The organism is Marinobacter gudaonensis (assembly GCF_900115175.1).
Taxonomy (GTDB): Bacteria; Pseudomonadota; Gammaproteobacteria; order Pseudomonadales; family Oleiphilaceae; genus Marinobacter; species Marinobacter gudaonensis.
Window position 1 is genome coordinate 87,474 of sequence record NZ_FOYV01000002.1, and the last position, 26,425, is coordinate 113,898.

A 26,425-nucleotide genomic window follows, 5' to 3' on the forward strand; every position below is an offset into this window, starting at 1 on the left:
ACACCATTGCAGAAAAAGGACGCCCCTTGGACCTGACAACCCCCGCCCTGCTCTTCCCGGCCATTTCGCTGCTGCTTCTGGCCTACACCAACCGGTTCCTGGTTCTGGCGCAGTTGATCCGCCAGCTCAAGCAGATGGACACCGAAGAGGACCACGCGCTGATTGCCCGGCAAATCGGCATGCTGCGCAAGCGGATCGTACTGACCAAACGCATGCAGGCCTTCGGCGTGCTCAGTTTCTTCCTGTGCACGGTGTCGATGTTTCTGCTGTTTCTGGGTGCAAGCTTGCCAGGGGTGGTCGCCTTCGGCGCCAGCCTGGTGCTGCTGTCTTTCTCGCTGCTCTATTCTCTCTACGAAATACAGATCTCCACCAACGCCATCAATGTGGAGCTTTCCAGTTTCGAGGCCCGCAAGAGTGCGGACAGGGAAGACATGGATTACTCCTGAAGCGGGCTGTTGTCCTGATCAACCGGCCGCACGCCAAACCAGCGGGGAAACCTGAGCAGGCAGAACAGGGCAATCATGTCGTAAATGGCGTGCCAGACCATGACCAGCAGCAGGCTCTCAGAGAGCAGGTAGGCCGCACCCAGTATCAATCCCAGGCCGGTGGCAACCAGGAAATAGGTAAACGACACGTAGTGAACCAGCCCGAACAACACTGACGCTGCCAGCAATGCCGTCAACGGGCCGGTCTGGGTCATCAGCCAGCCCTGCACCGCGCCCCGGAACAGCAGTTCCTCACCCACCCCGGCCAATACCGACAGCAACACCAGCACCGCCGGCGAATAGCTTGATGCGAAGTTGTACAGCCCCTGCATCTGCCGCTCCAGGTTCTCGGGGAACAGCCCGGGCACGCGGGTCAGCAGGAGCAGCAGGCCGTAGGTGGCAGCGGCACCAAAAAGGCCATAGATGAGACTGGACCAGACGCCGACGCTGGCCAGATGCACCGGGATTCCGAACAGCAGAATGGCCAACAGCCCGAGAACGCCAATGCCACCCTGGAACAGGAGGGCGGCAGAAGAGGAAAAGCCGGTTTTACGCCGTGTGCCCGATGCCATCTACTGATCGAACAGCGGCTTTACCGGAAACAGCGCATCGTACTTCGGTGCCTGCTTCTGAGCCTTTGCCTGGAAGGATTTCATCATATCCGTGGGGCGGAACATGCCGGCCTGCCAGGTAGCCATGTACTTCAGGCTATCTTCCACGCTGTGATCGCGACTGTAGTTGAGCATTTCCTTGCAACCGGTCACTGCCAGGGGCGAATTGGCGGCAATCTGGCCAGCAATGTCCAGTACCGCCGCCAACAGGGATTCCTGGTCGGCGTAGACGGCATTCACAAAGCCAAGCCTGTGGGCTTCGGTGGCGGAGAACTTACGCCCGGTGTAGGCCAGTTCGCGAACCACACCTTCAGGCATCAACTTGGGCAGGCGCTGCAAGGTGCCCACATCGGCTGTCATGCCCAACTCGGTTTCCTTGATGGTGAAGTAGGCGTCTTCGGTGCAATAGCGACTATCGGCTGCACACACCAGATCCAGGGCGCCGCCAATACAGCCACCATGGATGGCCGCCAGCACCGGCAGGCGGATCTTTTCCAGCGAGGTCAGGGTGTCTTGCAGTTGCAGCACCACCCGACGCAGGTTCTCGGCCATGCGCCCCGGGTCGCCATTCATCGGCACCGCCTTCGGATCGCTGAACACGCCCAGATCCATGCCGGCGGAAAAGTGCTTGCCGGTGGAGGAGATCACGATCACCCGGGCATCCGTGTTGGCTTCGATGTCCTGCATGCAGCGAGGCAGCTCCAGCCAGAAGGCCTTGTTCATGGTGTTCAGGGCCTCTGGCCGACTGAACCGGACATGGGCGATGTGGTCGTTGACCTCGATCGAAAAGCTTTCGTAGTTGGACAAGTCAGACAAGTGGATGCTCCCGGTAGATGATGATAACGACGCCTCGGCGCTTAACCCGCTTAATGCTACCTTCGTAGAAGGTCATTGCAAACGTCGGGACGACTCCAGAGGGGAGAGAACATCATGTTCAGGTAGGTGGCGGGCAAACTGAGACAGATCTGCCCATCGGATTATCCTTACAAGAAATAGCTTTGTTTTTTCCTGAAACAGGCGTACCGTAGATTTCGTTGGAAAGATAGAGCCAAGCATTTCATCAATAAGACGCCTCTGTGCTGTAGCTAGTCGTACGTCCTGTTTTTGATCACGCCAGTTTTTTTGTTTCCCGCACACCGCTGACCAGCCTTCAAAACGATCGTCTGGCAGCCTCATAAAAGATTGAATTCAGGAATTTTTATTATGTCTACAGTTACCGGCAACGTTAAGTTTTTCAACGAATCGAAAGGTTTTGGTTTTATCACTCGCGAAAGCGGCCCCGACGTCTTTGTTCACTACAGCGCTATTCAAGGCGGTGGATTCAAGACTCTGGCCGAAGGCCAGCAGGTGGAATTCACTGTTACTCAGGGCCAGAAAGGCCCCCAGGCGGAAAACGTTGTCGCTCTCTGATTATTGAAGAGAGGCACTGCGAGTAGCAGAGCAACGTTCAGAAAAGGCAACTTCGGTTGCCTTTTTTTATGCCCGGGACCAAAGCCCCGGCCATGTCAGGGTTTCTTTGACAGATGCAACAAGGTGCTGCCACCCTTTGAGTAAAGGAAGGCGTCAGCTTCCTGCCTCGGAAAAGGAGACCTCTCATGTACAGAAAGATCCTGGTTCCGGTTGACCTCGCCCACACCGACAAACTGGTGAAGGCACTCGACACCTCCATTGATATGGCGAAGCACTACAATGCCACCCTCAGCTACGTAACCGTGACGAACAGCACTCCGGGTGCAGCCGCCCACAACCCAAAAGAGCTGGCAACACGGCTGCGCGAATTCGCGGAAGAGCAGGGAAAATCACACGGTATCAGCACCGACAGCCTGGTCATGGAATCGGCAGACACCGCCGTAGAGCTGGACGACAAGCTGCTGGAGGCCATTAAGGAGACCCATGCAGACCTGGTGGTGATGGCATCGCATCCGCCGGGTATCGGTGACCGGCTCCATATCCTTCATTCCAATGGTGCCAATATCGTCAAACACAGTACGATTTCGGTATTTGTGGTGCGATGAACGCAACCGGGAGCATCAACGGGCGCGGGCAAAAGATTTCCATTTAGGCTATGCTCCGTTGCAGTTGTTTACCCCGCCCTGCCCGACTTCGGCCTCTTTCCAGATAAGCAAACCTGGCTGGCCGGCTCGCTGCCTAGCTGAAAGGTTTTATGAAAGTACCGAAGAGATTACAACCGCTCGTTGATGACGGCATGGTCGACGAAGTGCTCTATCAGTTGATGAGCGGCAAGGAAGCCCAGGTCTATGTGGTTCGCTGCGCCGGCCATACCCGCTGCGCCAAGGTATTCAAGGAGGCCTCGAAACGGAGTTTCAAGCAGGCTGTGGAATACCAGGAAGGCAGAAAGGTCCGCAACAGCCGGCGCGCCAGGGCCATGAGCAAGAAGACCCGATACGGCCAGAAGGAACAGGAAGAGGCCTGGCTCAACGCCGAGGTGGATGCCTTGTATCGGCTTGCGGCTGCCGGTGTCCGGGTACCGGAACCCCTGGGCTTCGTGGACGGCGTTCTACTGATGGAACTGGTGGCGGACGACGAGGGCAAAGCAGCACCGCGTCTGGGCGATGTCACCCTCTCGCCGGAGCAGGCCCGTGACTACCACCACCGTGTGATTCGCGAGGTCGTGCGCATGCTCGCGGCCGGGTTGATCCACGGGGATCTGTCTGAGTTCAATGTGTTGGTCGATGCCGCCGGTCCGGTCATCATTGATCTGCCCCAGGCGGTGAATGCATCCGGCAATAACAACGCACAGCGGATGCTGGAGCGGGATGTCGACAATATGCGGCGGTACTTTGGCCGGTTTGCGCCTGACTTGCTCAATACCGATTACGGCAAGGAAATCTGGGCACTTTACGAATCAGGCAACCTTCATCCGCACAGCAAACTTACCGGGTGCTTCGAGCATGACGACACCCTGGCCAACGTCGGTGAACTGATGGACATTATCGACGCTGCAAAAGCAGAAGAACGGGAGCGCCAGGAACGCATCAGGGATGCGGACGAGGACTAGCCTCCCGGCTGGCTACCTCCCAACCTCCTGCTTGCCTCTGAGGATTTCTCTCTCCTTCGGACCAGGCAGGACGCCCGTTAACCAGGCCTCTATTACCGGCTCGCCATGCTGATTGGAGAGAACCGCTTCGGCGCGCGCGCGGCTGCGTTCATCGATATCGGTAATGGTGAGCACGCAGGTGATGGTATCGCCAAAATACACGGGACGGAGGAAACGGAAATTCATGCCGGATGCCAGCCAGCCGATCTGTCCACCCACTTCGGTTATCATCCCGCCAACCAGAAGCCCGTGGCAGATCTTGCCTGAAAGGTTCTTCGCCCTTGCGAAGTCGTCGCTGAAGTGGACAGGGTTCTGGTCGCGGCTAATCTCGCCAAAGGCAACCGTCTGCTCCTCGGTAAATGTCCGCACAAGGCTGAACGAATCCCCGACGTTCAGACCGGCGACGGTTTTTCTCCGAATTTCAGACATGTGTGGACTACCCTTTTGATGCTCCCGAAACGATCTGCCCCGTGATCAGGCGGTTTCCAACTCCACCCGGTTGCGCCCGCTGGTCTTGCCCCGGTAGAGCGCCTGGTCAGCCCGACTGACCGCAGCACTAAGATCGTCTCCGGCACGAAGTTCACTGACGCCAATGCTGATTGTAACGTCAAGCGCAGCACCAGTGATGGCATGCCAGTTCCTGGCGAGGAAGGCATTGCGGACCCGCTCCGCGCTCGCCTGCGCGTTGGCAGCATCCGTGTCCGGCAGGATAGCGAGGAACTCCTCGCCACCCCAGCGTCCGATCAGATCCTGCGTTCGCAGCTCACGACGAATCAGGTCGGCCACAGAGGCCAGAACCCGATCTCCGACTTCATGCCCGTAACGATCATTGATCGACTTGAAGTGATCAACATCCAGCAGGAGGAAACCTACTTTGTGGCCGCTGCGCTGAAAGCGGGCGAGCTCTTTCTCGGCAAGGTAGGCCATGTGTCGACGGTTGAACAGGCCGGTCAGGGAATCGGTCGTTGCCATTTGCCGCAATTTTCGCTGGGCCAGAACCACCATTCGCAGGTAGTAGGAGGCCAGATAACTGAACATTGCGAACACAACACTCAGATTGAACAGGTGCACAACATACAGGGCGCTCTGGGGAATAGGCTGCAAGGGTTCGATGAACCACATCAGCACATCCAGCGCGACATAGTAGCCCCAGAGTGACAGCAGCGCAACGACGGCCCACCGGCGCGGCGCGGAGACGCAGATGGCCGGGATGAACATCAGCAGGTAATAGTGGAACCCGCTGTCCCAGCCAATCAGCACGATGCCGAGCGCCGCGTGAATCAGCACCTCTGACCAGATAAGAACAACCGCTGTCTTGTTCAATCGATACTTGAGTGCGTAGTAGGCGCCAGCATACATGGCAACGCTGGCCACATTGACCCAGGCAAGTATCGGCGAGCCGAGCAGGTGGAACAGGACGAAAAAGGCAACATCCACCGCTGCCGCGATCTGCGCGCAACGCATGGCCAATCGCCAGAACTGTGGGCGGCGATCCCGGGCTGGCTCGTAAAATGCTCGGTTGTCAGGGCTTTCCATTTGCGACGCAGTTCCTCAATCGTTAACAAAGACTACGCCGAAATTCCGAGACTTGCCTCACTGAATTGCAAACAAGTGAAAATTTTCGTTAACCGAATCTGGCTGACGTTCATTGGCCAAAGCCGCCAGCTTTACCTTTCCTGTGCAGTTTTTCTGTAAGATAGAGATTGATTTGACCAATCCCCGGCGGGAGCAGTATGTCGGCAGCGGTAACCTTCGGACTTTTCTCGGTGTTCCTGATCGCAGGAACCGTGTTCTATCTGTTCTTCTACCGTAGCTGGCGTCGGAACCGTGAGCTGCAGGAGCCGTTTCCAGCGTCGTGGCAAAGAGAACTGGCAGCCCGAGTCCCTCTCTACCGGGCGCTTGACGCCGGTCGCCGGAGGGACCTGGAGCAACGGGTTCAGCTTTTCCTCGCCGAGAAAACTTTCTACGGCTGCGACGGCTTTAAAGTAAACGATGCCGTGAAGATAACCATTGCCGGCCATGCCTGTCTGCTGATACTCGCCCGCGCTTACTCCGATTTCGATGACATACGCAGCATTCTGGTTTATCCCGACGCCTATCACGCCACCGGTACGGAGAGCGATGGTTATGTGGTGAGCGAGACCAGCGAGATACGGGCGGGCGAGGCGTCAACCCACGGACAGGTTGTACTGGCCTGGACGGAATGCGAAGAAGCCGCCAGCAACCCCGACAGCCCCCACAACGTCATCCTCCACGAGTTTGCCCATCAACTGGACTATCTGGATGGCAGCGCCGACGGGGCTCCGCCGCTGAGCGGAGAACAGGCCCGCCGCTGGCAAAACACCATGACCGACGCCTACGAGCACCTGCTAAACACCCTTGAACACCACGACCAGCCATGGCTCGATCCTTACGGCGCTTCCGAGCCTGCGGAATTCTTCGCCGTGCTCACCGAAGCCTTTTTCCAGACACCGGACTCCCTCAAGGCCTCGCAGCCGGCGGTTTTCGGGGCCCTGAAAGATTATTACCGGCTGGACCCGACCTCCTTCGGCCAGCAAACCTGACGGTTGTCGGCGGGCCGTGGCAGGTCCATCATGGGAGGTAAAGACCCGTGTGAGAGGTGAATCATGCCCCTGATTGGATGGATTATCCTGCTGGTAGCGCTTGCCCTGATCGTTGGCAGCCTGATGCTGCTGCGCGACAGTGCCCACAGCATGAAGATCTCGGATGAAAAAATGAAAAAGATCCAGGCACGGAAAGCCGAGATCGAGGCGGAGGAAAGCGCAGAAGACAAGGAATGGTAGCCCGGCAGTAACGCCTGCCATGCCGGGCGAGCCAGCTCAATCGCCGCTGTGGTTCATACCCTGTCCGGAATGGTCCATTTCTTTGCCGCCCTGCATATCGCCATCCTTTGCCGGCATTGCCGGCCCGTCCAGAGACTCCACCTTGAGCTCAACGGCTATGTCGTCGGCACCCTCGAACTCCAGGGTCAATGGAATGCTCTCCCCTTCCTGCAAAGGGCGGGTCAGCTTTTCCAGCATCAGGTGGTAGCCGTGGGGTTTGAGCGTCACGGTTTCTCCAGCGGGGATCTCCAGCCCTGCCGATAACCGCTCCATGCGCATGACACCGTCCTGGGTGCGGGATTCGTGAATCGACACATGTGCCGCCCTGGTTGACCGGGCACCCACCAGCGTAACAGTGGTGTCACCGGTGTTTGAAATGGCCATGTAACCCACACCCATGGAGGTTCCCGGAGGTGTGGGGCGACTCCAGGGGTGATCAATGCTCAGGATACCCTGGCGATAGTCATGGGCGACTGCCGGGAGAGCGAGCAACATCAGCAACATCGGCAGACTCAGGCGAAACTTCATGCAGAGGTGTCCTCATCGGAAGAGAATGTGCGAAAGCATAATGCCCTCGCGCGCTCCTTCCAAGCCCGCCATGTTGTAACACCCGATTTTCGCCCTGAACCACCGCGCTACCGCCCGGGAGAGACCCGGGCCAGTATGGTCGGCTCCTCCGCCAACGGCAGGCTGATGATCACCCCTTCATTAGAGGAGGGAAAAATCCCGGCCAGCGCCGTTATATTCACCTGGTGCGACACCAGGATCACCGGCGCCCCGCTGCCCAGTTGATTCACCAGAGCTATGGTCTGCCGTGTTTGGGCCGGACCATCACCGCGGTTACTGAAAAATGAATTGAGCGATGGCCACTCGGTCACCTCTCCCATGGCCATCTCCCTTGCAGTATCCATACAACGGCACCACTGGCTGCTGAACACCCGGGCTTCGGTAATGCCATGCTCCGCCAGAAACGGCTTCCAGGCCCGAGCCTGTTCGCGCCCGGTATCGTTGAGGTTTCTCTGGGTACTGCAGTCGTCAAGATCAAAATTGGCTGGGTCGCCGGTACCCGGCGCCAGTGCGTGGCGGAGCATTAGCACCGCCCGGCCGTCTTTCAGGGCCTCCCAGGCTTGTTGATGGCTTTCAGAACCTACTGCCGTTGCCGACAGAAAGGTTGCGAAGACAACACCCAGGATCTTCCAGGTTCTCATCATCAGGACCTCATCTATAGTCAGAGCGGATACCCTAAGGGCCGCGGAAACACCACCTGTGTCTGGCGGAGGCATTGTGGGCGTCCTTCCAAAAATGTTGGAGGCCATGGATGGCCGGAAACAAGCCACATGGACGTGCTCGGAGCGGTTTTTGGAAGGACGCCCACAATGTCTCCCCCCGCCAGAGCTGACTTCAACAATGAATACGCGGAACCAAACTACCAGGCTCACCACAACAAACGGTAAACTCCTTCAAAGCAAACCAACTGAAGGGACCATCATGCCAATCTGGGTCGACGCCGACGCCTGCCCCGTTCCCATTCGGGAGATCCTCTGCCGCGCCGCTACCCGCTGGCAAATCACCACCACCTTCATCGCCAACCACGCCATCAGCCTGCCGCCAAGCCCCTACATAAAGCGCCGCCAGGTGCCTCACGGTTTTGATGTTGCCGACAACGAAATCATGGACCAGATGCAACCCGGCGACCTGGTGATCACGCAGGACATACCGCTGGCCGCCGAAGCCATAGAAAAAGGTGCGGACGTCTTCAATCCCCGTGGCCAGGCCTTTACCAAAGAGAACATCCGCCAGCGCCTGGCCATGCGCAACTTCATGGAAGAAATGCGTAACGCCGGCCAGGTTACCGGCGGCCCGGCACCGTTCAGCCAGACCGACCGGAAGGAATTCGCCGACAAGCTCGACCGCTGGTTGCAGCGAAACCACCGGAGCTGAAACCCGCCTCTGGCATTCGCCGCCGCAGTGGTTCAGGGTAGGAACGTCAACCGAAGCCCAAACGGAGGATGACCATGAGCCACTCGCAGGCAGACCTGGCCCGGCTTGAACGGTACGGGCCCGAAACCCGTGAATACACCCTTGCCATCATCACCGACGAAGACCACGCATCCCAGGTTGAGCTGGAGGACGGGCAGATTGCCTGGCAGTCCACCCTGCGCTACGACCGCCTCTATCGGGAGCAGGACTCCACCACCGGCAAGATTCGCTATCGGATGGAGGAAATACCGCCCGAGGAAGGCGGCGAACATCAGCTGATCAGCCTGATTGCAGAGGGAGGCCGGGGCGCCGAGTTCTCGGAGCTTGTGCTCTTCGGGCAACGCCTGATCACCTTCGATGACAGAACCGGACTGGTCTGTGAAATCCGGAACCAGAACCAGTTGGTTCCCAGGCATATCCTGATGACAGGCAGCGGCGATGAAGTCTTCAAGGGCTTCAAGAGTGAATGGGCGACCCTGAAGGGGGACGAAATGGTGGTGGGCAGCCACGGCAAGAATGCCAGGGAAGAGTGGATCAAGATTCTGGATCGCAACTACGGCCTGCGCAGCCGAAACTGGCACCGGAACTACCAGCGCATGCGGGAGGCACTGGGCATAGGGGAGCAAGGGTATGTGACCCACGAGGCCGCCGAATGGCACCCCTACCGCAACTGCTGGCTGTTCTTCCCCCGCAAGATATCCAGGACTCCGTTCGATGAAGCCGTGGACGAGCGCGAGCGAGGCGGCAACACCCTGATCATGGCCAGCGCCGATTTCACCCAAATCAAAACCCTGGAGGTGGGCCCGATAACCCCGGAGCGCGGTGTGTCGTCCTTCAAACTCATCCCCGGACGCCCAGACGAATGCATCGGGCTGAAAAGCGTTGAAATCGGTGACCACACCGAAACCTACCTGTTCTGTTTTGACCTTCAAGGCAATGTTTTGCAGGAGGATACATTAATAGGCCGGTACAAATGCGAAGGTGTGGAAATACTCTGAACATGCCGGCATGGGCGGCCCGCCCACGCATCCTCGCGTCGCCGGCGCCCTTTCCACGCCATTAAGAAACATTCAGAATCCTTTGTTTTCGTGAACCTGACAGCAATTGAAATGACTGAGGCGGTGAATACGGCGCAAAAAGCGATTGGCCGTATTCGGACATTTCGAGATCCAAGTCTAAGAAAAGACACAAAGGAGATCTAAGTATGAAACGTTCACTGCTTTCACTTTCGATTGCCTCAACCCTGATCGCAACTCCGGTGGCTGCCCTGGCGGCCGACAAAGGCGCGGAGAACGAGAGCCCCTACCTTGCGGCGGATGGCTCCTGGATCACATTAAGCGGCAAAGTGACCAGCACCACCGCCGACACCTTCATGCTGGACTATGGCAGAGGCCTGGTTACGGTCGAGATGGACGATTGGGACTGGTTCGAAGAGAACGGCGAAGTCCTTCCAGGCGATAACGTCACTGTCTATGGCGAAGTCGACGACGACACCTTCGAGGGTGCAAAAGTCGAGGCCAGCAGTGTGTACGTGGAGAGCCTGGGAACCTACTTCTACGCCAACGCCGCTGACGAGGAATCGTTCAACGATCTGGACGTGGCACCCACCATCGATATTGGCCAGATGATCGTGACCGGAACGATAACCAGTGTCTCGGGCTCCGAGTTCACCATTGACTCGGGCGTTCAGGAAATGACCGTCGACACCGCTCTGATGCCTTATGATCCCATGGATGATGAGGGCTTCCAGCAGCTCGAAGTCGGCGACCTGGTGTCCGTAACCGGCGATATTGAGGACGACACCTTCGAGGAATCCGAACTCCTCGCAGACACGGTCGTCACTCTGGAAGACGATAGCGTCGATTCCTGATAACCACAGAGGTCGAAGCCCCGCACACCGCGGGGCTTTTTTTTGATAATGATTCTCTTTTAATTGATACCCCAAGCGGGTACGCTTTGCGCTTTTCCAGCCACAATTCCGGAACGAGCGCTCCATGTCCACGTCCCACACCAAAGCAACCAGCAGTTTCGCCGCCCTGGCCCGCCTGCTTCGATATGCCCGGGGCTACCGCCGGCAGATCATTGCGGCCACCACCTGTTCCATCATCAACAAACTGTTTGATATTGCACCGGAAATTCTCATCGGTGTGGCCATTGATGTGGTGGTCAACCAGGAAGAGAGTTTCGTGGCCGGTCTTGGCTTTGAAACCGCCCAGGAACAAATCACCATACTGGCGGTGCTTACCTTCTTTATCTGGGCTGGCGAATCGCTGTTCGAGTACCTGTTTCAGATCCTGTGGCGCAACCTGGCCCAGCGCCTGCAATCCGATCTGCGCCAGGACGCCTACGAGCATGCCCAACGACTGGATATGAGCTTCTTCGAGGCGCGCAGCTCCGGCCAGCTGGTGGCGACCATGAACGACGACGTTAACCAGCTGGAGCGCTTCCTGGATGGCGGTGCCAACGCCATGATCCAGGTGCTGGTTACCGTGATTGCCGTGGGTGCGGTGTTCTTCGTACTGTCGCCCCTGATTGCCCTGCTGGCATTCACCCCCATTCCGCTCATCATCTGGGGCGCGTTCTACTTCCAGCGCAAGGCCGGGCCGCTGTACGCCGATGTACGGGAGAAGGTCGGCGACCTGTCCAGCCGGCTGGCCAACAACCTGGGCGGCATTGCCACCATCAAGAGTTTTACCGCCGAGCAGAGAGAAGCCGCGCGACTCAAGCAAAGCAGCGAAGCGTACGTAGAGGCTAACCGCAAGGCCATCCGCATCAGCTCCGCGTTCATTCCGGTGATCCGGATGGCCATCCTGGCCGGCTTTCTGGCCACCTTTACCGTGGGCGGCATGATGGCCCTGGAGGGTAGCCTGAATGTGGGCGCCTACGGGGTTCTGGTGTTCCTCACCCAGCGCTTGTTGTGGCCCCTGACCGGCCTTGCTGAGGTGATCGACCTGTTCGAACGCGCCATGGCCAGCACCCGCCGGATTCTGGACCTGCTGGCCGAGCCGGTGCATGTGCGGGATGAGGGTGGCAAGCCGCTGCAAACGCCGGTGAAAGGCGACGTGACCTTCGACAACGTGAGCTTTCACTATCCCGCCAGCGGCGCTGGCATCCGGGACATCAGCCTCAAGGTACCGGCGGGCAACACCCTCGCTCTGGTGGGCGCCACGGGTTCCGGCAAATCCACGCTGGTCAAGCTGCTTCTGCGATTCTACGACCCCAGCAACGGCGAGATACGCATCGACGGCCAGCCCGTGCGCGAGCTCAGCCTGAACTCGCTGCGCGGGGCCATAGGGCTGGTCAGCCAGGACGTGTACCTGTTTGAAGGCAGCATTCGCGAGAACCTGGCCTACGGCAACCACCAGGCTACCGAGGCCGAGATCATCGAAGCAGCGCGAACCGCCGAGGCCTGGTCGTTCATCGAGTCCCTGCCCGAGGGGCTCGACACTCCGGTCGGGGAACGGGGTGTGCGCCTCTCCGGCGGCCAGCGCCAGCGGCTTTCCCTGGCCCGTGCGCTTCTGAAAGATCCACCCATTCTGGTGCTTGACGAGGCCACCAGCGCAGTCGATAACGAAACCGAGGCGGCCATCCAGCGCTCACTCAAGCGCATCGGCCACAACCGTACGGTGATCATGATTGCCCATCGCCTGTCCACAATTGTGGAGGCCGACGCCATCGCTGTCATTGAAGGCGGTAAGGTCCTGGAATTGGGTACTCATAGAGAGTTGCTGGAGAAAGACGGCGCCTACGCCAGACAGTGGCAGGTACAGACCGGGCAGCTTCAGGCACTGGCCTAAACACTATAAATATTGATAGTGATTCGCATTTAAACTATCCTGCAGGCCCTCTGTCGTACTTTCGGGAGCCTGCATGTCTGTCTTTCTCGACGTTTCCAACCTTGATGTCCACATTGGCGGCACGGCCATTCTGCGCCAACTCAGCCTGGGCTTTCTGGAGGGCGAGGTAACGGCGCTGCTGGGCCACAACGGTTCGGGCAAATCCACGTTGCTGAAAGTGCTGGCGCGCCAGCTCTCACCCAGTGCCGGCACCGTACAGTTGCTGGGCCGCCCCTATACCGACACCGGTGCCCGGGAGTTCGCCCGCCATATGGGTTACCTGCCCCAGCATCCGCCCGCCACCGATGGACTGACGGTTCGCGAACTGGTGGCCCTTGGGCGCTACCCCTGGCGCGGCCCCCTTGGGCGCTACACCGATGAAGATCATGGGCTGATTGATCAGGCCATCGACGACACCGGCCTGCGAGCATTCCGGCATCGTTCCGTGGATACCCTTTCCGGCGGCGAACGCCAGCGCGCGTGGATTGCCATGCTGCTGGCGCAGCAAACCAGATGCCTGCTGCTGGACGAACCCATCTCCGCGCTGGATGTAAAACATCAGGTGGAAACCCTCCGCCTGGTGCATCGGCTTGCCGAAGACCGGGAGTTGACGGTGATTGTGGTACTCCACGACGTGGACCTGGCAGCACGGTTCTGCGACCGCCTGGTGGCCCTGAGATCCGGCCAGCTGGTGGCCGACGGCACCCCAAGTGAGATCATGGATTCGGGCGTGCTCGAATCCATCTACGGCGTGCCCATGGGGGTCATGGAGCGTGCTCCCGGGCAGTGGGTATCCTATGTGCACTAGGCATGAACGGCTTCTACAGCTCTGGATCGCTCTGCTGCTCAGCGCTTTACCCTTGGCGGCAGGTGCGGCCACCTGGCAACACGAACAGGGCAGCCTCACCCTGGAGGAGCCCCCCAAGCGGATTGTTGCCCTCAACTGGGCTGCCACCGAGGCCCTGTTACTGCTTGGCGTAACGCCGGTAGGGGTCGCCGACCGAGATGGCTACAAGGTATGGGTGGGCAAACCGGAACTGCCGGACGGGGTGGCCAACGTGGGTACCCGTGTGGCACCAAGCCTGGAGGCCATTGCCCAACTTGAACCGGACCTGATCGTGACCAGCTCGGAAATGGCGCCGGCCGCCAACCTGCTGGAGCGGATTGCCCCGACCTACGTGGTGAGCGTTTACAAACCCGGCTCCCGCCCGTTCGCCAAGGCCCGGGACATGCTGACAACGCTCGCCGACATGCTGGACCGGGAAGACCGGGCCCGGGCGGTACTGGCAGATATCGAACAGACCCTGGCTACCCAGCGCGCCCGGCTGGAACAAGCCGGCCTGACCGAGCGGCCCGTGGCACTGGTGAATTTCCTGGATGCCCGGCACGTTCGGATCTACACGTCCAACGGACTGTACCAGAGCACGCTGAACGCCCTGGGCCTGGAAAATGCCTGGCCGAACGAAGGCAACTACTGGGGCTTTTCAGTGATTGGTCTGGAGGCACTCGCGCCCTATGAGCAAAGCCGAATCGTCGCCATTTCCCCCACCCCGCCAGGCCTGTCGGCTACGTTGGCCGGAAGCCCGTTCTGGACTTACCTGCCGGCGGTGGAGCGCGAACAGGTCTATCAGCTTGATGCAGTGTGGCCCTTTGGTGGCGTGTATCCGGTAAAACGACTGGCAGTCATGCTCGCCGACAGCCTGCTGAAGGGAGGTTCTGGCAATGTACGCTGACTGCACGGCAACCCCGGCCCACGCTCCGGCACTGCCTGCGAGATTGCCGGTCGCCGCCGCCCTGATCTGGCTCTGCGCCCTCCTGGCGAGCGCTGCCCCCTGGTTCGGGGATCTGGACCCGGCCGCCCTTGTGGCTGCTTTCTGGACCTTCGACGTTGATTACTACCCCTCGGTACTGGCTCATTACAGCTGGGCCCCGCGAGTGGCTATTTCCATTCTGATCGGCTTGGGCCTGGGGCTGGCCGGCGCAGTAACGCAGCAGATTCTTGGCAATCCCCTGGCCTCGCCCACAACACTGGGGGTAGAAGCGGGCGGCCAGTTCGGGGTTACGGTGGCCACCCTGTTCTTTCCCGGGCTGCTTGCCTTCAGTCCAGACCTTGTAGCGGTGGCTGGCGGACTCCTGGCCATCGGTCTGGTGATCGCCCTCACCTGGCGGCTTGGATTCTCGCCGGTGTCAGTGATTCTCGCGGGGCTGGTCATCACGTTTTTCCTGGGCGCCGTGAACATGGCGTTCCTGCTGCTCAAGGGCGAATGGCTGGGCAACCTGTTCATCTGGGGTGCCGGTTCCCTGGTACAGAACAACTGGCAACCGTTCATGGACCTCTGGCCCAGGGTGCTGGTATTGGGGGCCCTGATGATCGCCCTGATGCGCCCGCTCCAGATCCTGCAGCTGGGCCAGAGCTCCGCGAGTTCGCTGGGCGCCCGGGTTGGCATGATCCGTTTGCTGGCCCTGTTGCTGGTGGTGCTGATGAGTGCCACCGTAGTCAGCCGGGTCGGCGTTGTGGCGTTCGTGGGCCTGGCAGCGCCGGTTCTGGCCAGACTGCTGGGCGCCCGTACACTGACGGCCCGACTGGCCTGGAGTAGCGTCCTGGGCGCGGGCCTGCTGTTACTCGCCGACACCCTGGCGCACTGGGCCTCCACCTGGGGCAATGGCTCGCTCGTGCCCACTGGCACCGCCACCGCTCTTATTGGCGGCCCGATCATTCTTCTGGCCCTGCAGAATTTCAAGAACACCCACCACATGCCCGGGCAGGCAGACGGACCCGCTGGCTTTCTGCCCGCCCGCCGTTCGACCCTGGTAGTCGGCGGGCTGCTTGCCTCGTTTCTGCTGCTGACCATGGCCATTTCCATGGCCTGGTCGCCGGGCCTGGAAGGCTGGAACTGGACCACCCCGGCACAATGGGGAGAGGCCTGGGTCTGGCGGGGTCCGCGCCTGCTGGCCGCGGTACTGGCCGGTGTCGCCCTGGGCCTGGCCGGCACCCTGATCCAGCGCATGACCGGCAATCCCATGGCGAGCCCGGAAATGCTCGGCATCAGCGGCGGGGCCGCCGTGGTGATGGTGATTACGGTGCTTATCGGGGCCGATATTGGCCGCGCCGGCCAGATTGGTGCAGCGACCGCTGGCGCCGCCGGTGCTCTGGCACTGCTGTTGCTGCTCGCCCGCAAGCACCGGTTTGCCGGCAACCAGCTGTTGCTGGGGGGGCTGGCACTGTACGTGTTCATGGATGCCGGTCTGCGCCTGGTCATGGCGTCCGGCGGCACAGTGGCCTCCCGGCTGCTGAACTGGATGTACGGTTCCACCTGGCTGATCTCGGAATCCGAGGCCCTGGGCCTAATGGTACTGATCCTTCTGATCGCCGCCCTGCTCCTGCTGATCATCCGGCCACTGACGTTGCTACCCCTGGGAGAGACATCTGCTTCCTCACTCGGGCTGCCGGTTCCCAGGGCGCGCCTTGCGCTGTTGCTGCTGGCCGCGCTGCTGACTGGCGCGGCCACCGTGGTGATCGGTCCACTTAGCTTTGTGGGACTGATCGCGCCCCACCTGGCCCGGGTTCTGGGCCAGCAGACCGTAGGTCGGCAGCTGATTGTCGCGGCGCTGGCCGGAGGGTTGCTTCTTGGTGTCGCCGACTACCTGGCCCGAACCGTCATCTACCCGAACCAGTTGCCGGCGGGCCTGCTGGCGGCTCTGGTCGGCGGGCTCTATTTCCTGTGGGGGCTGAGCCGTCATGGCCGTGCCTGAACCGATCTCAGTGGACGGCCGCTGGTCGCAGCGCTACGAGGTGTTTCTGGCCGAGTCAGGGCTAGACGCCCGGACCATTCTCAGTGGCGCCCTCCAGCAGGCCCCGGGCGAACGACGGGGCCTGTTTTCTCTGGCCCAGTGCCTGGAACAACCCGACATCCTGACCCATCAGGTCATTCACGACTACCCGAACAACACACGCCAGGCCCTGCGAGCTCATGCTTCGGTACTACAGCAGGACCTCGCTCTGAGCGTGATTGCGCCCCTTAGCCTGAGACTGTTCCGGAACGGGGCTGCGCCACTTCCAAATCCAGACCGAATTTTCCTGGCGCCGATCGATAGCGCCAACGAGAGTGCGACCGGGCGCTGGTTTCAAGTGCCGGGGGAACCAATCGTTGATGAGGCGGAGTACGTACGCTCTGTTGGCAGGATGACCGCGGATTGGTATCCGGTATTCCGACAAGACCTCGGTGTAAGTCCCGGCGCTTACTGGAGCAGTATCGGGCTGGGGCTGGGGGCGCCTTTCTCAGCGGTGTGGAACCTGGCCGAGCCGGAATCCCTGTGCGCACTGGCCCAGGCCTGGCTGGCCATATTCGGGAACGACGCCAACCGTTTTATTGACTGGATTCCGGCCGTCTTCGGCGATCAGCAAACGGCCATTCCCCAGCGTAAAGGCTGCTGCCTGAAGTACCTGCTACCGGGCGGAGGTTATTGCGGCACCTGCGGTATTTACCGCAAACAGCGACTTGTCGAACTCAACCGCCAATCGTCGACGCAAGTACGGCACCGATAACCAGAACCCCGATCATCGCGCCGGCGCTGGCAGCAAGTTTCAGTCCCTCAATAAGCTCCTGCTCTGGCACCATTCCGTTTTCTCCCTGACGTGGACAATGCCAACACTTTAATAGCATTGATTCTCATTTGCAACATAAAGGCAATGATCCGGGCTGACCTCTCCCACCTATATATTCGGTGCGGTTGACGAGCGGCAGAGTCATTTTCAGCTGCTATCCTCAGATATCATTCCGATGTCCGGAAACCCCAGAAACGGAGGTCCCATGCGCGCTATCCCCAATGTACTGTTTGCCAGCCTCCTGATTCTCGCAACCATGGCAGTCAGGGCAGACATGCAGTTTTCGTCTGAAAAGGCCGATTTCAGGCTGGAGACTGTGGCCGACAACCTGGCGCACCCCTGGAGCCTCGCTTTCCTACCGAACGGCGACAAGCTGGTTACCGAGCGTGAGGGCCGATTGAGGCTTATTCGCGACGGGTCGCTGCTGGAAGCTCCGATTGAGGGCTTGCCGGAACTGGTCGTCTCCGGCCAGGGCGGCCTGCTGGACGTGCTGCTCCATCCGCAATTCGAGCGCAACAACACCCTGTTTCTCAGCTATGCCCACCGCACCCGGGAGGGCATGACCACCCGGGTGGCCCGTGCCACGCTGGACGGCAACCGGCTGAACGACGTTGAGGTTATTTTCGAGGCTCTGCCGCGCTCCGGAACAAGCCGGCACTTCGCCGGGCGCATGGAGTTCGACCGAGACGGCAACCTTTACGTGTCCGTGGGCGACCGGGGCGACATGGACCGCGCCCAGGACCTGAGCGATGACGCCGGTGGTGTGCATCGCATCACCACCAACGGCGCGCCTGCCCCGGGCAATCCGTTCCTGGACAAGGCGGGCGCGCAGGACACACTGTTCACCTACGGCAACCGCAATATTCAGGGCATGACCATCCATCCGCAAACCGGCACTATCTGGACCCACGAGCACGGTCCCAGAGGTGGCGACGAGATCAATATCCTGAAGGCGGGTACCAACTTCGGCTGGCCGGAAATTACCTACGGCATCGACTATTCCGGCCTGCCGATCACCGATGACACCGCCAGGCCCGGAATGGCCCAGCCACTGCACTACTGGGACCCATCGATTGCCCCTTCAGGAATGGCATTCTATACCGGCGACCTGTTCCCCCAGTGGCGCGGGGATCTGTTTGTCGGCGCGCTCAAGATGCGAAAGCTGGTGCGACTGAGTATCCGGGACGGCCAGGTGGTCGAGGAAGAGGATCTACTGACCGACCTTGGCGAGCGGATACGGGATGTTCGCATGGGACCAGACGGTGCCCTGTGGCTGCTGACGGATTCGCCCAGAGGCAAGGTATACCGGATGCTGCCGGTTCAGTGAGGGTCGTTGGTTCGCTCGGTTTTTTCAAACTGTGGCAGGTTGTCGGTGATCTCGAACCACTCGGCTTTCGAACCGACATACACATGCTGTGCAGGGCCCCGTTCGAGGGGCTCATTAATGCAGCCGACCCGCAGCCGCAGAATGCCGGGAATGGCGTCGACCCGGCTGTACAGCTGGCTGCCACAACGGCTGCAGAAACCGCGATATTTTCCGGGCCGCGATTCGAACTCAGATAGCCGATCCTCACCGGAAACAAAGCGGAACCGTACCTTCTGCACCGGGGCACTGGCAGAGAAGGCACTGCCATGGGCTCGCCGACACTGACTGCAATGGCAGAGTGCCACGGGGCCCAGGGGACCGTCGTATTCGAAACGGATATCGCCACAAAGGCATTCGCCGGTATACATGGAAGCCCTCTCGTACTCGCGGTTGTGAAAGTCCGGCGCCGATGATACCGGCCGGGCACTTGAAGAACCAGAGCAGTGGCACCACTTTACACTCAGTCCACATGGCCGACTCGCCATTCTTTGCAAAGGAGGACAGAATGTCATTCAGCGACCTTCCCAAAATAGGAATGGGCACGTTCCGTCTCAAGGGGAACGACGCCCGTGACGCCGTAAAAAGCGCTCTGTCTCTGGGTTATCGTCACATAGACACTGCCCAGATGTATGAGAACGAAGCGGAAGTGGGTGATGGCATCACCTCCAGCGGCATACCCCGACGCGAAATCTTCCTCACCACCAAGATCTGGTTTGACCAGCTGCACGCCAGCGATCTGATCAACAGCCTGCACGACAGCCTGGCCAGACTGAAGACCGACCACGTGGACCTGGCACTTATCCACTGGCCCTCGCCGGGCGACGAAGTGCCCATGGCCGAATATCTCAATGCTCTGCGAGACGCCCAGCGGGAAGGCCTGACCGACCACATCGGCATATCCAACTTCACCTGCGCCCAGATGGATCAGGCCCGGGAGATTCTGGGCGACACGCCTATCTTCACCAACCAGGTGGAAGTACATCCGTTTCTGGCCAATCGCCAGGTGGTTGAGCACGCCCGCAAACTGGGCATCAAGGTGACCGGTTACATGCCGCTGGCCGTTGGCAAGGTGATGGAAGACGAAACCCTCCAGCGGATTGCCCGGGAGCGAAACGCCACACCGGCTCAGATTGCCATTGCCTGGGTGGTGTCCCGGGGTGTGGTGCCCATCCCCTCGTCAACCCGATCAGAACACCAGAAAGCCAACCTGGATGCCCTGAAAATCAAACTGAGCGACGAGGAAATCGAGGCGATTGACGCCCTGGACCGCAATGACAGGATCGCTAACCCTGACTTTGCGCCGGCCTGGGACTGAGCCATAGGCCCGCTGCCAGCAGCATCAGGGTTGCCGCTGGCAGCGCCAACAGCCAGGACGTGGCGAGCGCCCAGAACATGGCGCCACTGGCCAGCGCCCAGACCAGGGGAATGATCAGGTACAGCCTGCGCCAGGCGCTGGCAAGCAGCGGGACTGCCAAGGCACCCGCGGCAGCCGTTACCCAGGGGCCTACGCCGAAAACCGCGACCGACTGCCAGCTTCCCGACTCCCCCACTACCAGCCAGGGCAAAGCCAGAACCGCCAGGAACCAAAGTATCAGCAAAGGCGGCCGCGATACCGGTCGGGAAGGTAGCGCACCACGCAAAACAGCTAACAGCAGAAAAGCGCCCTGCCCCACAAACGCCCACCCGAACCAGTTAGCCGGCCAGTTAATGGGGCCAAAATAGCCCACCAGAAAACCGAAGCCGCTGCTCATCCAGGCCAGCCCGATCAGGAAAAGACCGAGCTTCCGGCGAAGTAAATGGTTGCTGACCACCAGAAACGGAATTAGCAGCGAGGCCGCCAGGCCCAGGAGCTGCCAGGGCCAGAGATCGTCGTTGATACGGACAAACAGCCGCAGGAAAACCTGCGGCCCGAACATCACGAAATCCTGCAGGGAGTAACTGAGCCAGTCTGCACCGCTCACAGCGACCTCACGTAATCCGCCATGCGCTGGCGCTGCCGGCTGTCGGGCAAAATACCGTAGAGAGCGCCCATATTCTCGCGCATGTGCTCCACCTGGCTGGTGGCGGGAATGGCGCAGGTGACCGCCGGATGCGCAATGATGAACTTGAGGAAAAACTCCGCCCAGTTACGCGCTCCAACTTCCTCTGCCCAATCCGGCAACGGCTCCGACTGAAACCGGCGAAACAGCGACCCGCCCTGGAAGGGCCGGTTCACAATCACCCCGATACCACGCTCCGCCGCCAGCGGCAGCAACCGCTCCTCGGCCTCACGGTCCAGCACGTTGTAGGTCAACTGCACGAAATCCAGTGGCTCGCGCTCCATGATCTGCTCAAATTCCCGGTGCCGCCGACCATGAGAGGTGGTGATGCCGATGTAGCGTACCTCGCCCTCCGCCTTCATCTGCTTCAGGGTTTCCAGATGCCCTTGCCAGCCCAGCAGGTTGTGCACCTGCAACAGATCGAACCGGTCGACACCCCAGCGCCGTTCCGATCGGGCGGCCTCCGCCCGGGTTTCCGATTCATCACCGGTCCAGATCTTGGTGGCCGAAAACACACGGTCATGGGCATCGAGGGCATCCAGCGCCTTACCCAGCACATCCGGAGAGCTGCCGTACATGGGCGAGCTGTCCACCACGGTACCACCCAGCTCGAAAAAGGTTTTCAGAACCTCGGTACGCTGCGCAATCAACTGCTGATCACCGCCAACGTTGAAGGTGATCCAGGTGCCCATGCCAATGGCGGGAATGGCTTCGGAGGTGCCCGGAATCTGGCGGGTGATGGGAGAAGACGAGGGAGTCTTCGGTGGGTTCGCAAACAACACGGGTGATTTGAGGGCCAGCCCAGCCACGCTGGAACCGATAAGGAACATCCTTCGACTGATGCGGTGCGACATACCGTGTCTCCTCCCACTTGCGACGATTGCAGTGCGAATAGCACAAGGTGCGACAAGTCCGTGCGGGTCATCCCTTTGACAGACCGTGGAGGGCCAGGGATGGCCCGACCGAGCCTACATGGATGTATTTACGGCGTGTCTGTCAAAGGGATGACCCGCACGGACGACTCCCCGAGGGTGACAATCCTCAGCGAAGATCAGTTCCCGTACTCAGAATCCAGATACCTGAGAATCCGGGATGACTCAAACAGGCCCTGCCCGGTATTGGGGTCTTCCAGATACGGCACCTGAACCCGCTGATGCTTTTTGAAGAACGCATCCCGTTTGCCGCCAGGAATCGGCCTGTAGGGCCCGGGTTTGATGCGCTGCCTGGCCGGCCCGATCTCCGTCCAGTGCTCCTTGCCCAGATTGTGCAGGGTGTAGGGAATCTCCAGCTCACACAGCCGCTCCCGGACCAGACGGGAAAATGGGCTGCCCTCGAAGCTCCACAGATGCAGTGGCTGCTCCGGCCGCTTGCCCTGACTGACCCGTAGGCCCCGCATGGCGCTGGCTACCGACGCAAAAGACCCCAGAACCGGCTGCCAGACCCGGCGACGATAGTAGGTTGGCACAGGCCGCCCGGCATATTGCTGGAACAGATATTCAATGATCTCCTCCGATTCGTACATTACGGTGCCGGTATTCTGATCCGCCAGCAAGGGGAACTGCTGGCGACCACCCAGGGCCTCGGCCTGGGCCCGAAACACCGAGCCGCCCTTCGGGCACGGGCGGATCTCCACATCCAGATTCAGGGCGGTAAGCGCTTCACGGACCCGGCGGCAGTACGGGCAACCCTCCATGTCGTAGAGCACGATCGGCTTGTCCGGCTGAGGCACCGGCCTGACCACCAGGCACCCACGCCACGCGGTAAGCGACGACGTGGCGACCGAGCCGAGAACCTGTACGTTATGAGAAAGCATGTTGGACATTGAACGACCTTCTATTGGGGATTGCGTCGAGTTCACGCAATCTGTCGGTTTTCCATGGGTTCGCGGGTGCCCATGATATGGTCAAACCAGGGCCGGGTGACACACCAGTTGGCATTCGGGTTCGGCCCCATATGGTGATCGTAGTGCCAGGGCAGATGTTGCCTGGCCCACTCCGGATCCAGATGGGAGCGCTTGTGTACGCGGTAATAATTCCACGCGCTGTAATAGAGCGTGCCCACGAAAAATGGCGCTACGGGTAACAGTGGCGTGACCGCCGCGGCACCGGCTACCAGGGCGGCCACTTCCTTGGTCTGCGCATTCCAGGCAAGAGGGGCATCCCGGTAATCCTCATCCAGGAACCCGTTACGGCGCACGTTGCGATGGTGATCATGCCAGTGGAACGACCAGAAGCTCTCGCGGTTCCGTCCCCTATTGTGCAACACATGCTTGTGAAACACCCATTCCACTGCATTGGCAGTAAAAAGACCCAACGGTATACCGATCATGCTGCAGTTCCTTTGTTGTTGTGATTGCCGATGACCCTCCTTGCAAGGAAACGCTGATTTGCCATCAGAATCCATGACTCAAATGCCGGAAAATCGGGCAAAAATCCGCCCGCCAAAGTCATTGACATCCGAAACGTTACACTTTGTCCACCTAAGCCCATGATTCCTAAGGGTGCTTACAGTGCGTCACAAAAATCCAATACAAACAACGACACTACTGCCATTTTTTAACGTCATGTAGAGGTTTTCTGCATAGTACAAACCGCCAGGATAGGCTATTGTTCAGGCATAACGATTTCATCGGATGACGGCTATGATAATTCCGGGGTTGCGACACTCTGGCAGTGCAGGAAAACCAGCCAGCGGACGGGGACGCTTTGCGATTGCCCTGAGCGCAGCCGTTGCCATGCTGGTGCTGCCGGCGGCAGCGACGGCCGACGATGCCGACTCCGGCTACTCCGGCAAGAGCCTTTGGAGCAACCAGGTGCGGTCGTACGCTCTTGAGTCCCTCCAGAGTGACGAAGCCATGAGCGTGGCGGCCATTCCCCTCAACGGTCCGGGCATTGAGCAATACATCAACGCCGATGCGCTGATGAGCCCCGGCTCCATCATGAAACTCATCACCACCTACGCCGCCCTGGAAATACTGGGCCCGAACCACCACTGGGACACGGACTTCCTGACTGACGGTGTGATGGTGGGCGACACACTTGAGGGCAACCTTTACGTGCGCTTCGGGGGCGATCCCAAGCTCACGATCGAACGGCTGTGGAGCACCCTCAGCGAACTGCGCAGCATGGGCATTACCCGTATCGAAGGCGACCTGGTACTGGACGGCAGCTACTTCGAAATTGATGGGGGCTTCCCGGAATTCGAGGACAACGGCGACAATCCCCACGCGCCCTTCCTGGTGGAGCCGTCAGCGTACCTGACCAACCTGAACCTCCTGCACTTCCAGGTTCGGGCCGACGAGCGTGGCACCCAGGCCTGGAGCACGCCAGCCCTGGACGACGTTGTGATCGACAACCGGGTAATCGCCACTGCGGAAGGCCCCTGCCCCGCTCGAAGGAGCTTCGAGTGGCAGCCCATCTTCCACGATGACAATCGGGTGACCGTGAGGGTGACCGGTGAACTGCCTCGCGGATGCCGGTCCACCACATACCTGTCGCTGCTGCCCCAGGATCGATACAGCGCCTCGCTGATCCGCTCCGTGCTGGCAGATGTCGGCGTTACCCTCTCGGGCTCCCACGTGAACGCGGAGACACCGGAGGACGCGCGACTGGTCATGAAAACCACGTCACCGGATCTGGTCACCATGGTGCGGGACATCAATAAATGGAGCAGCAACGTCATGGCCCGCCAGTTGCTGCTCACAATAGGGGCGGAGAACCGCCAGGAAGACGAAGACGACGACCGGGTGGCCGGTATCCGGGTGATCTACGACTGGCTTGAAAAGAAAGGCATCGACACCGCAGGCATGGTTATCGACAACGGCGCCGGCCTCACCCGCCACGGCCGGATTACCGCGCGCCAGGGCGCCCGAATACTGCAGCACGCCTGGAACAGCCGGTACTCAGCAGATCTGATGGCCTCCATGCCCATCATTGCCACCGATGGAACCATGGCCCGCCGCCTTCGCAACACCGGCATGGACGGCGAGGGACGCATCAAAACCGGCTACCTGGAGAACGTGCGCTCCATTGCCGGTTTTACCCGCGACGCCAACCACACCACCTGGGCGGTGGTAGGCATGGTCAACAACGATCCGGCCTGGAACGGCCAGGCCGTACTCGACCGAATTCTCTACTCTCTGCACTTCCGGCCGCCTACGGGTACCGCAATCTCCCGGGCGCCCGGCGGCGATTCGAAGACCAGTATCCAATAGTCAACGCCAGTGCCCCGCTGCGGACAGTCGGGGCACCAACCCATCAGCAACCATTTTCTGCCAATCAGTTTGCGGGCGGCTGTTCGTCGTCGAACCGGCGCAATGTCAGTACCGTGAGCTTGCCGGCAAGCGGTGCAATGAACGTGACCAACGGAAACGCCACGATCCAGGCCACCAGGAAGGCAGCCATCCAACGAGCAACGAAGCTGCCCTCCAGACCGGTGTTGATGAAGGTGATCACACCGGACATCAAAAGCGACATGATGCCGGACATGTAGAAACCGAAGACCAACGGACGTATACGTGAAAGTTTGATTCGGCTCATGGCGTCTCCTGGTCTCAAGGCAAAGCGGAAGGCTGGATCTGACGTTCTGCCTGTGGCGTATAGTGAATGGGCAGGCTCTTTATGATAATGAGCTTGCGATCTTTTATCGATACGCCTTTTTGCCAAGCCAGGTGCGATATGGATTTCCACAATGATCAACGAAGCCGCCACGCCAGAACCTGTCTGCTGCTTGTCCTCGTGGTGGGTTTAGCCGCCGGCTGCAGCTCCACCAAGCTCGCCTACCGTTACGCTGACTGGGGCATCGTGTGGTGGGTGGAGGACTACATCTCCCTGACCGAACAGCAAAAGCAGCGGCTTAACGACGATCTGGAGACTCTGCGCCAGTGGCATTGCAGCGCTGAATTACCGCGCTACCAGGACTGGCTCGACGAGCTACAAGCCGACATCGACGACGGCGTGCCAAGTCGTTCTGCCGTCGCCGGACACCAACAGCAACTGTTCGGCTTTTTCCCGCCCCTGCTTGAACGTGCCACACCGGTGGCCGCCAACCTTCTGGAGAGCCTGAGCGATGAGCAGGTCCGGCAACTGGCGGAGAACATGGAACGTGGCCAGCGGGAACGGGAGGAGGAGTACCTTGCCGACACCCACTCCGCTACCGCCGAGGCCCGGGCCGAGCGAACCACGGAACGCGTTGAACGCTGGCTGGGCAGCCTGAATGCCGAGCAGCATCAGATCGTCGAGGACTGGTCCGAGGACCGCGGCGCCCAGACCGAGATCTGGCTTGAGGGACGGAGGAATTGGCAACAGGCGCTGCTGACCCTCCTCGAGGAACGGGAGCAGCCGGATTTTCGCGAGCGCCTCCGGCAGCTCATCGTGAACTACGAGCAGGCCAGAGGCCAGGCTTACCAGGCAATGATGGCGGAAAGCCGGGTGTCCATGGCCGGTCTGATGCACGATCTGCTTCGTGCCAGCGACACCACCACACTGGCCCACCTGCAGGACCGGGCCGGGGAGCTGAAGAACGACTTCGCTGTTCTGGCGTGCGAGCCAGCCTGACCGGGAATGGCCCCGGCCCCCAGGGAAAACCGACGGGGCCGCGGCC

Annotated in this window: 30 protein-coding genes; 18 read left to right on the top strand and 12 right to left on the bottom strand. The window is 60.1% G+C overall.

Annotated features, from left to right (window positions below; all coding sequences use genetic code 11):
• Positions 1-26: 26 nt before the first annotated feature.
• Complete coding sequence (locus BM344_RS13510; RefSeq protein WP_091991369.1) at positions 27-446, top strand: DUF2721 domain-containing protein; 420 nt, start codon at positions 27-29, stop codon at positions 444-446.
• Here BM344_RS13510 and BM344_RS13515 read toward each other — a convergent pair.
• The gene (locus tag BM344_RS13515; protein ID WP_091991372.1) at positions 437-1,057 is read right to left on the bottom strand and encodes a CPBP family intramembrane glutamic endopeptidase; all 621 of its coding nucleotides are present in this window, start codon (positions 1,055-1,057) and stop codon (positions 437-439) included. The genes BM344_RS13510 and BM344_RS13515 overlap by 10 nt on opposite strands.
• Entirely contained in the window at positions 1,058-1,903 is an 846-nt protein-coding gene (locus BM344_RS13520) for a crotonase/enoyl-CoA hydratase family protein (RefSeq protein WP_228143655.1), read from the bottom strand.
• A gap of 396 nt (positions 1,904-2,299) precedes the next feature.
• Between BM344_RS13520 and BM344_RS13525 the strand changes: the two genes are divergently transcribed.
• The 3 genes from BM344_RS13525 (at position 2,300) to BM344_RS13535 (ending at position 4,115) form a co-directional block, all read left to right on the top strand.
• A complete protein-coding gene (locus tag BM344_RS13525) occupies positions 2,300-2,506 on the top strand; it encodes a cold-shock protein (protein WP_091991377.1) in 207 nt (68 codons plus the stop codon).
• A gap of 185 nt (positions 2,507-2,691) precedes the next feature.
• Positions 2,692-3,111 carry a universal stress protein gene (locus BM344_RS13530; protein ID WP_091991381.1) on the top strand — a complete coding sequence of 140 codons (420 nt, stop codon included), beginning with the start codon at positions 2,692-2,694 and terminating at the stop codon, positions 3,109-3,111.
• 149 nt (positions 3,112-3,260) lie between these two features.
• Positions 3,261-4,115 (top strand): PA4780 family RIO1-like protein kinase, encoded by an 855-nt coding sequence (locus tag BM344_RS13535; RefSeq protein ID WP_091991384.1) that lies wholly within the window; start codon positions 3,261-3,263, stop codon positions 4,113-4,115.
• 12 nt (positions 4,116-4,127) lie between these two features.
• Here BM344_RS13535 and BM344_RS13540 read toward each other — a convergent pair whose 3' ends face one another.
• Together BM344_RS13540 and BM344_RS13545 are read right to left on the bottom strand one after the other, a co-directional pair.
• Complete coding sequence (locus BM344_RS13540; protein ID WP_091991387.1) at positions 4,128-4,583, bottom strand: MaoC family dehydratase; 456 nt, start codon at positions 4,581-4,583, stop codon at positions 4,128-4,130.
• Between the two features lie 45 nt (positions 4,584-4,628).
• Positions 4,629-5,690 (bottom strand): diguanylate cyclase, encoded by a 1,062-nt coding sequence (locus BM344_RS13545; protein WP_091991389.1) that lies wholly within the window; start codon positions 5,688-5,690, stop codon positions 4,629-4,631.
• Between the two features lie 197 nt (positions 5,691-5,887).
• On the opposite strand from BM344_RS13545, the gene BM344_RS13550 reads away from it, so the two are divergent.
• Both BM344_RS13550 and BM344_RS13555 read left to right on the top strand, forming a co-directional pair.
• Entirely contained in the window at positions 5,888-6,718 is an 831-nt protein-coding gene (locus BM344_RS13550; protein WP_091991392.1) for a M90 family metallopeptidase, read from the top strand.
• A 63-nt stretch (positions 6,719-6,781) separates the two neighbouring features.
• On the top strand, positions 6,782-6,958 hold the full coding sequence (locus tag BM344_RS13555) for a DUF2897 family protein (RefSeq protein ID WP_091991395.1): 177 nt from the start codon (positions 6,782-6,784) through the stop codon (positions 6,956-6,958).
• A gap of 36 nt (positions 6,959-6,994) precedes the next feature.
• Here BM344_RS13555 and BM344_RS13560 read toward each other — a convergent pair whose 3' ends face one another.
• Both BM344_RS13560 and BM344_RS13565 read right to left on the bottom strand, forming a co-directional pair.
• A complete protein-coding gene (locus BM344_RS13560) occupies positions 6,995-7,525 on the bottom strand; it encodes a copper chaperone PCu(A)C (protein ID WP_091991397.1) in 531 nt (176 codons plus the stop codon).
• A gap of 107 nt (positions 7,526-7,632) precedes the next feature.
• Complete coding sequence (locus BM344_RS13565; RefSeq protein ID WP_167363249.1) at positions 7,633-8,208, bottom strand: histidine phosphatase family protein; 576 nt, start codon at positions 8,206-8,208, stop codon at positions 7,633-7,635.
• A 277-nt stretch (positions 8,209-8,485) separates the two neighbouring features.
• On the opposite strand from BM344_RS13565, the gene BM344_RS13570 reads away from it, so the two are divergent.
• The 9 genes from BM344_RS13570 (at position 8,486) to BM344_RS13610 (ending at position 18,746) form a co-directional block, all read left to right on the top strand.
• Positions 8,486-8,938: a YaiI/YqxD family protein gene (locus BM344_RS13570; RefSeq protein ID WP_091991400.1), complete on the top strand. Its 453-nt coding sequence runs from the start codon at positions 8,486-8,488 to the stop codon at positions 8,936-8,938.
• Between the two features lie 74 nt (positions 8,939-9,012).
• Complete coding sequence (locus BM344_RS13575) at positions 9,013-9,975, top strand: hypothetical protein (protein ID WP_091991403.1); 963 nt, start codon at positions 9,013-9,015, stop codon at positions 9,973-9,975.
• Between the two features lie 206 nt (positions 9,976-10,181).
• The gene (locus BM344_RS13580; protein WP_091991405.1) at positions 10,182-10,847 is read left to right on the top strand and encodes a NirD/YgiW/YdeI family stress tolerance protein; all 666 of its coding nucleotides are present in this window, start codon (positions 10,182-10,184) and stop codon (positions 10,845-10,847) included.
• A gap of 124 nt (positions 10,848-10,971) precedes the next feature.
• Complete coding sequence (locus tag BM344_RS13585; RefSeq protein ID WP_091991408.1) at positions 10,972-12,774, top strand: ABC transporter ATP-binding protein; 1,803 nt, start codon at positions 10,972-10,974, stop codon at positions 12,772-12,774.
• Positions 12,775-12,847: 73 nt separating this feature from the next.
• Positions 12,848-13,621 (top strand): ABC transporter ATP-binding protein, encoded by a 774-nt coding sequence (locus BM344_RS13590; RefSeq protein ID WP_091991411.1) that lies wholly within the window; start codon positions 12,848-12,850, stop codon positions 13,619-13,621.
• Positions 13,611-14,546, top strand: coding sequence for an ABC transporter substrate-binding protein (locus BM344_RS13595; RefSeq protein WP_091991414.1), 936 nt, complete (start codon positions 13,611-13,613; stop codon positions 14,544-14,546). The genes BM344_RS13590 and BM344_RS13595 overlap by 11 nt, the downstream gene beginning before the upstream one ends.
• Positions 14,536-16,566, top strand: a complete 2,031-nt coding sequence (gene fhuB, locus BM344_RS13600) for a Fe(3+)-hydroxamate ABC transporter permease FhuB (protein WP_091991417.1) — start codon at positions 14,536-14,538, stop codon at positions 16,564-16,566. Before BM344_RS13595 ends, fhuB begins: the two co-directional genes overlap by 11 nt.
• Positions 16,553-17,359: a (2Fe-2S)-binding protein gene (locus BM344_RS13605; protein ID WP_091991420.1), complete on the top strand. Its 807-nt coding sequence runs from the start codon at positions 16,553-16,555 to the stop codon at positions 17,357-17,359. The genes fhuB and BM344_RS13605 overlap by 14 nt, the downstream gene beginning before the upstream one ends.
• 265 nt (positions 17,360-17,624) lie before the next feature.
• Positions 17,625-18,746: a PQQ-dependent sugar dehydrogenase gene (locus tag BM344_RS13610; RefSeq protein WP_091991422.1), complete on the top strand. Its 1,122-nt coding sequence runs from the start codon at positions 17,625-17,627 to the stop codon at positions 18,744-18,746.
• Here BM344_RS13610 and BM344_RS13615 read toward each other — a convergent pair.
• A complete protein-coding gene (locus tag BM344_RS13615; RefSeq protein ID WP_091991425.1) occupies positions 18,740-19,153 on the bottom strand; it encodes a GFA family protein in 414 nt (137 codons plus the stop codon). The genes BM344_RS13610 and BM344_RS13615 overlap by 7 nt on opposite strands.
• 137 nt (positions 19,154-19,290) lie before the next feature.
• Between BM344_RS13615 and dkgB the strand changes: the two genes are divergently transcribed.
• Positions 19,291-20,100 carry a 2,5-didehydrogluconate reductase DkgB gene (gene dkgB, locus BM344_RS13620; protein WP_091991427.1) on the top strand — a complete coding sequence of 270 codons (810 nt, stop codon included), beginning with the start codon at positions 19,291-19,293 and terminating at the stop codon, positions 20,098-20,100.
• Here dkgB and BM344_RS13625 read toward each other — a convergent pair.
• The 4 genes from BM344_RS13625 to BM344_RS13640 all read right to left on the bottom strand — a co-directional run bounded on the left by BM344_RS13625 (position 20,069) and on the right by BM344_RS13640 (position 23,152).
• Positions 20,069-20,746: a diguanylate cyclase family protein gene (locus BM344_RS13625; protein WP_091991430.1), complete on the bottom strand. Its 678-nt coding sequence runs from the start codon at positions 20,744-20,746 to the stop codon at positions 20,069-20,071. The genes dkgB and BM344_RS13625 overlap by 32 nt on opposite strands.
• The gene (locus BM344_RS13630) at positions 20,743-21,678 is read right to left on the bottom strand and encodes an aldo/keto reductase (RefSeq protein ID WP_091991432.1); all 936 of its coding nucleotides are present in this window, start codon (positions 21,676-21,678) and stop codon (positions 20,743-20,745) included. Before BM344_RS13630 ends, BM344_RS13625 begins: the two co-directional genes overlap by 4 nt.
• 197 nt (positions 21,679-21,875) lie before the next feature.
• Complete coding sequence (locus tag BM344_RS13635) at positions 21,876-22,646, bottom strand: glutathione S-transferase N-terminal domain-containing protein (protein ID WP_091991434.1); 771 nt, start codon at positions 22,644-22,646, stop codon at positions 21,876-21,878.
• A 32-nt stretch (positions 22,647-22,678) separates the two neighbouring features.
• The gene (locus BM344_RS13640) at positions 22,679-23,152 is read right to left on the bottom strand and encodes a hypothetical protein (protein ID WP_091991437.1); all 474 of its coding nucleotides are present in this window, start codon (positions 23,150-23,152) and stop codon (positions 22,679-22,681) included.
• Positions 23,153-23,465: 313 nt separating this feature from the next.
• Here BM344_RS13640 and dacB point away from each other — a divergent pair, with 313 nt between their 5' ends.
• Positions 23,466-25,037 (top strand): D-alanyl-D-alanine carboxypeptidase/D-alanyl-D-alanine endopeptidase, encoded by a 1,572-nt coding sequence (gene dacB, locus BM344_RS13645; protein WP_091991888.1) that lies wholly within the window; start codon positions 23,466-23,468, stop codon positions 25,035-25,037.
• 64 nt (positions 25,038-25,101) lie between these two features.
• Here the strand turns inward: dacB and BM344_RS13650 are convergent, their stop codons facing one another.
• Positions 25,102-25,362 (bottom strand): DUF2798 domain-containing protein, encoded by a 261-nt coding sequence (locus tag BM344_RS13650; RefSeq protein WP_091991440.1) that lies wholly within the window; start codon positions 25,360-25,362, stop codon positions 25,102-25,104.
• 138 nt (positions 25,363-25,500) lie between these two features.
• Between BM344_RS13650 and BM344_RS13655 the strand changes: the two genes are divergently transcribed.
• Positions 25,501-26,379 carry a DUF6279 family lipoprotein gene (locus BM344_RS13655; RefSeq protein ID WP_091991442.1) on the top strand — a complete coding sequence of 293 codons (879 nt, stop codon included), beginning with the start codon at positions 25,501-25,503 and terminating at the stop codon, positions 26,377-26,379.
• Positions 26,380-26,425: the final 46 nt, after the last annotated feature.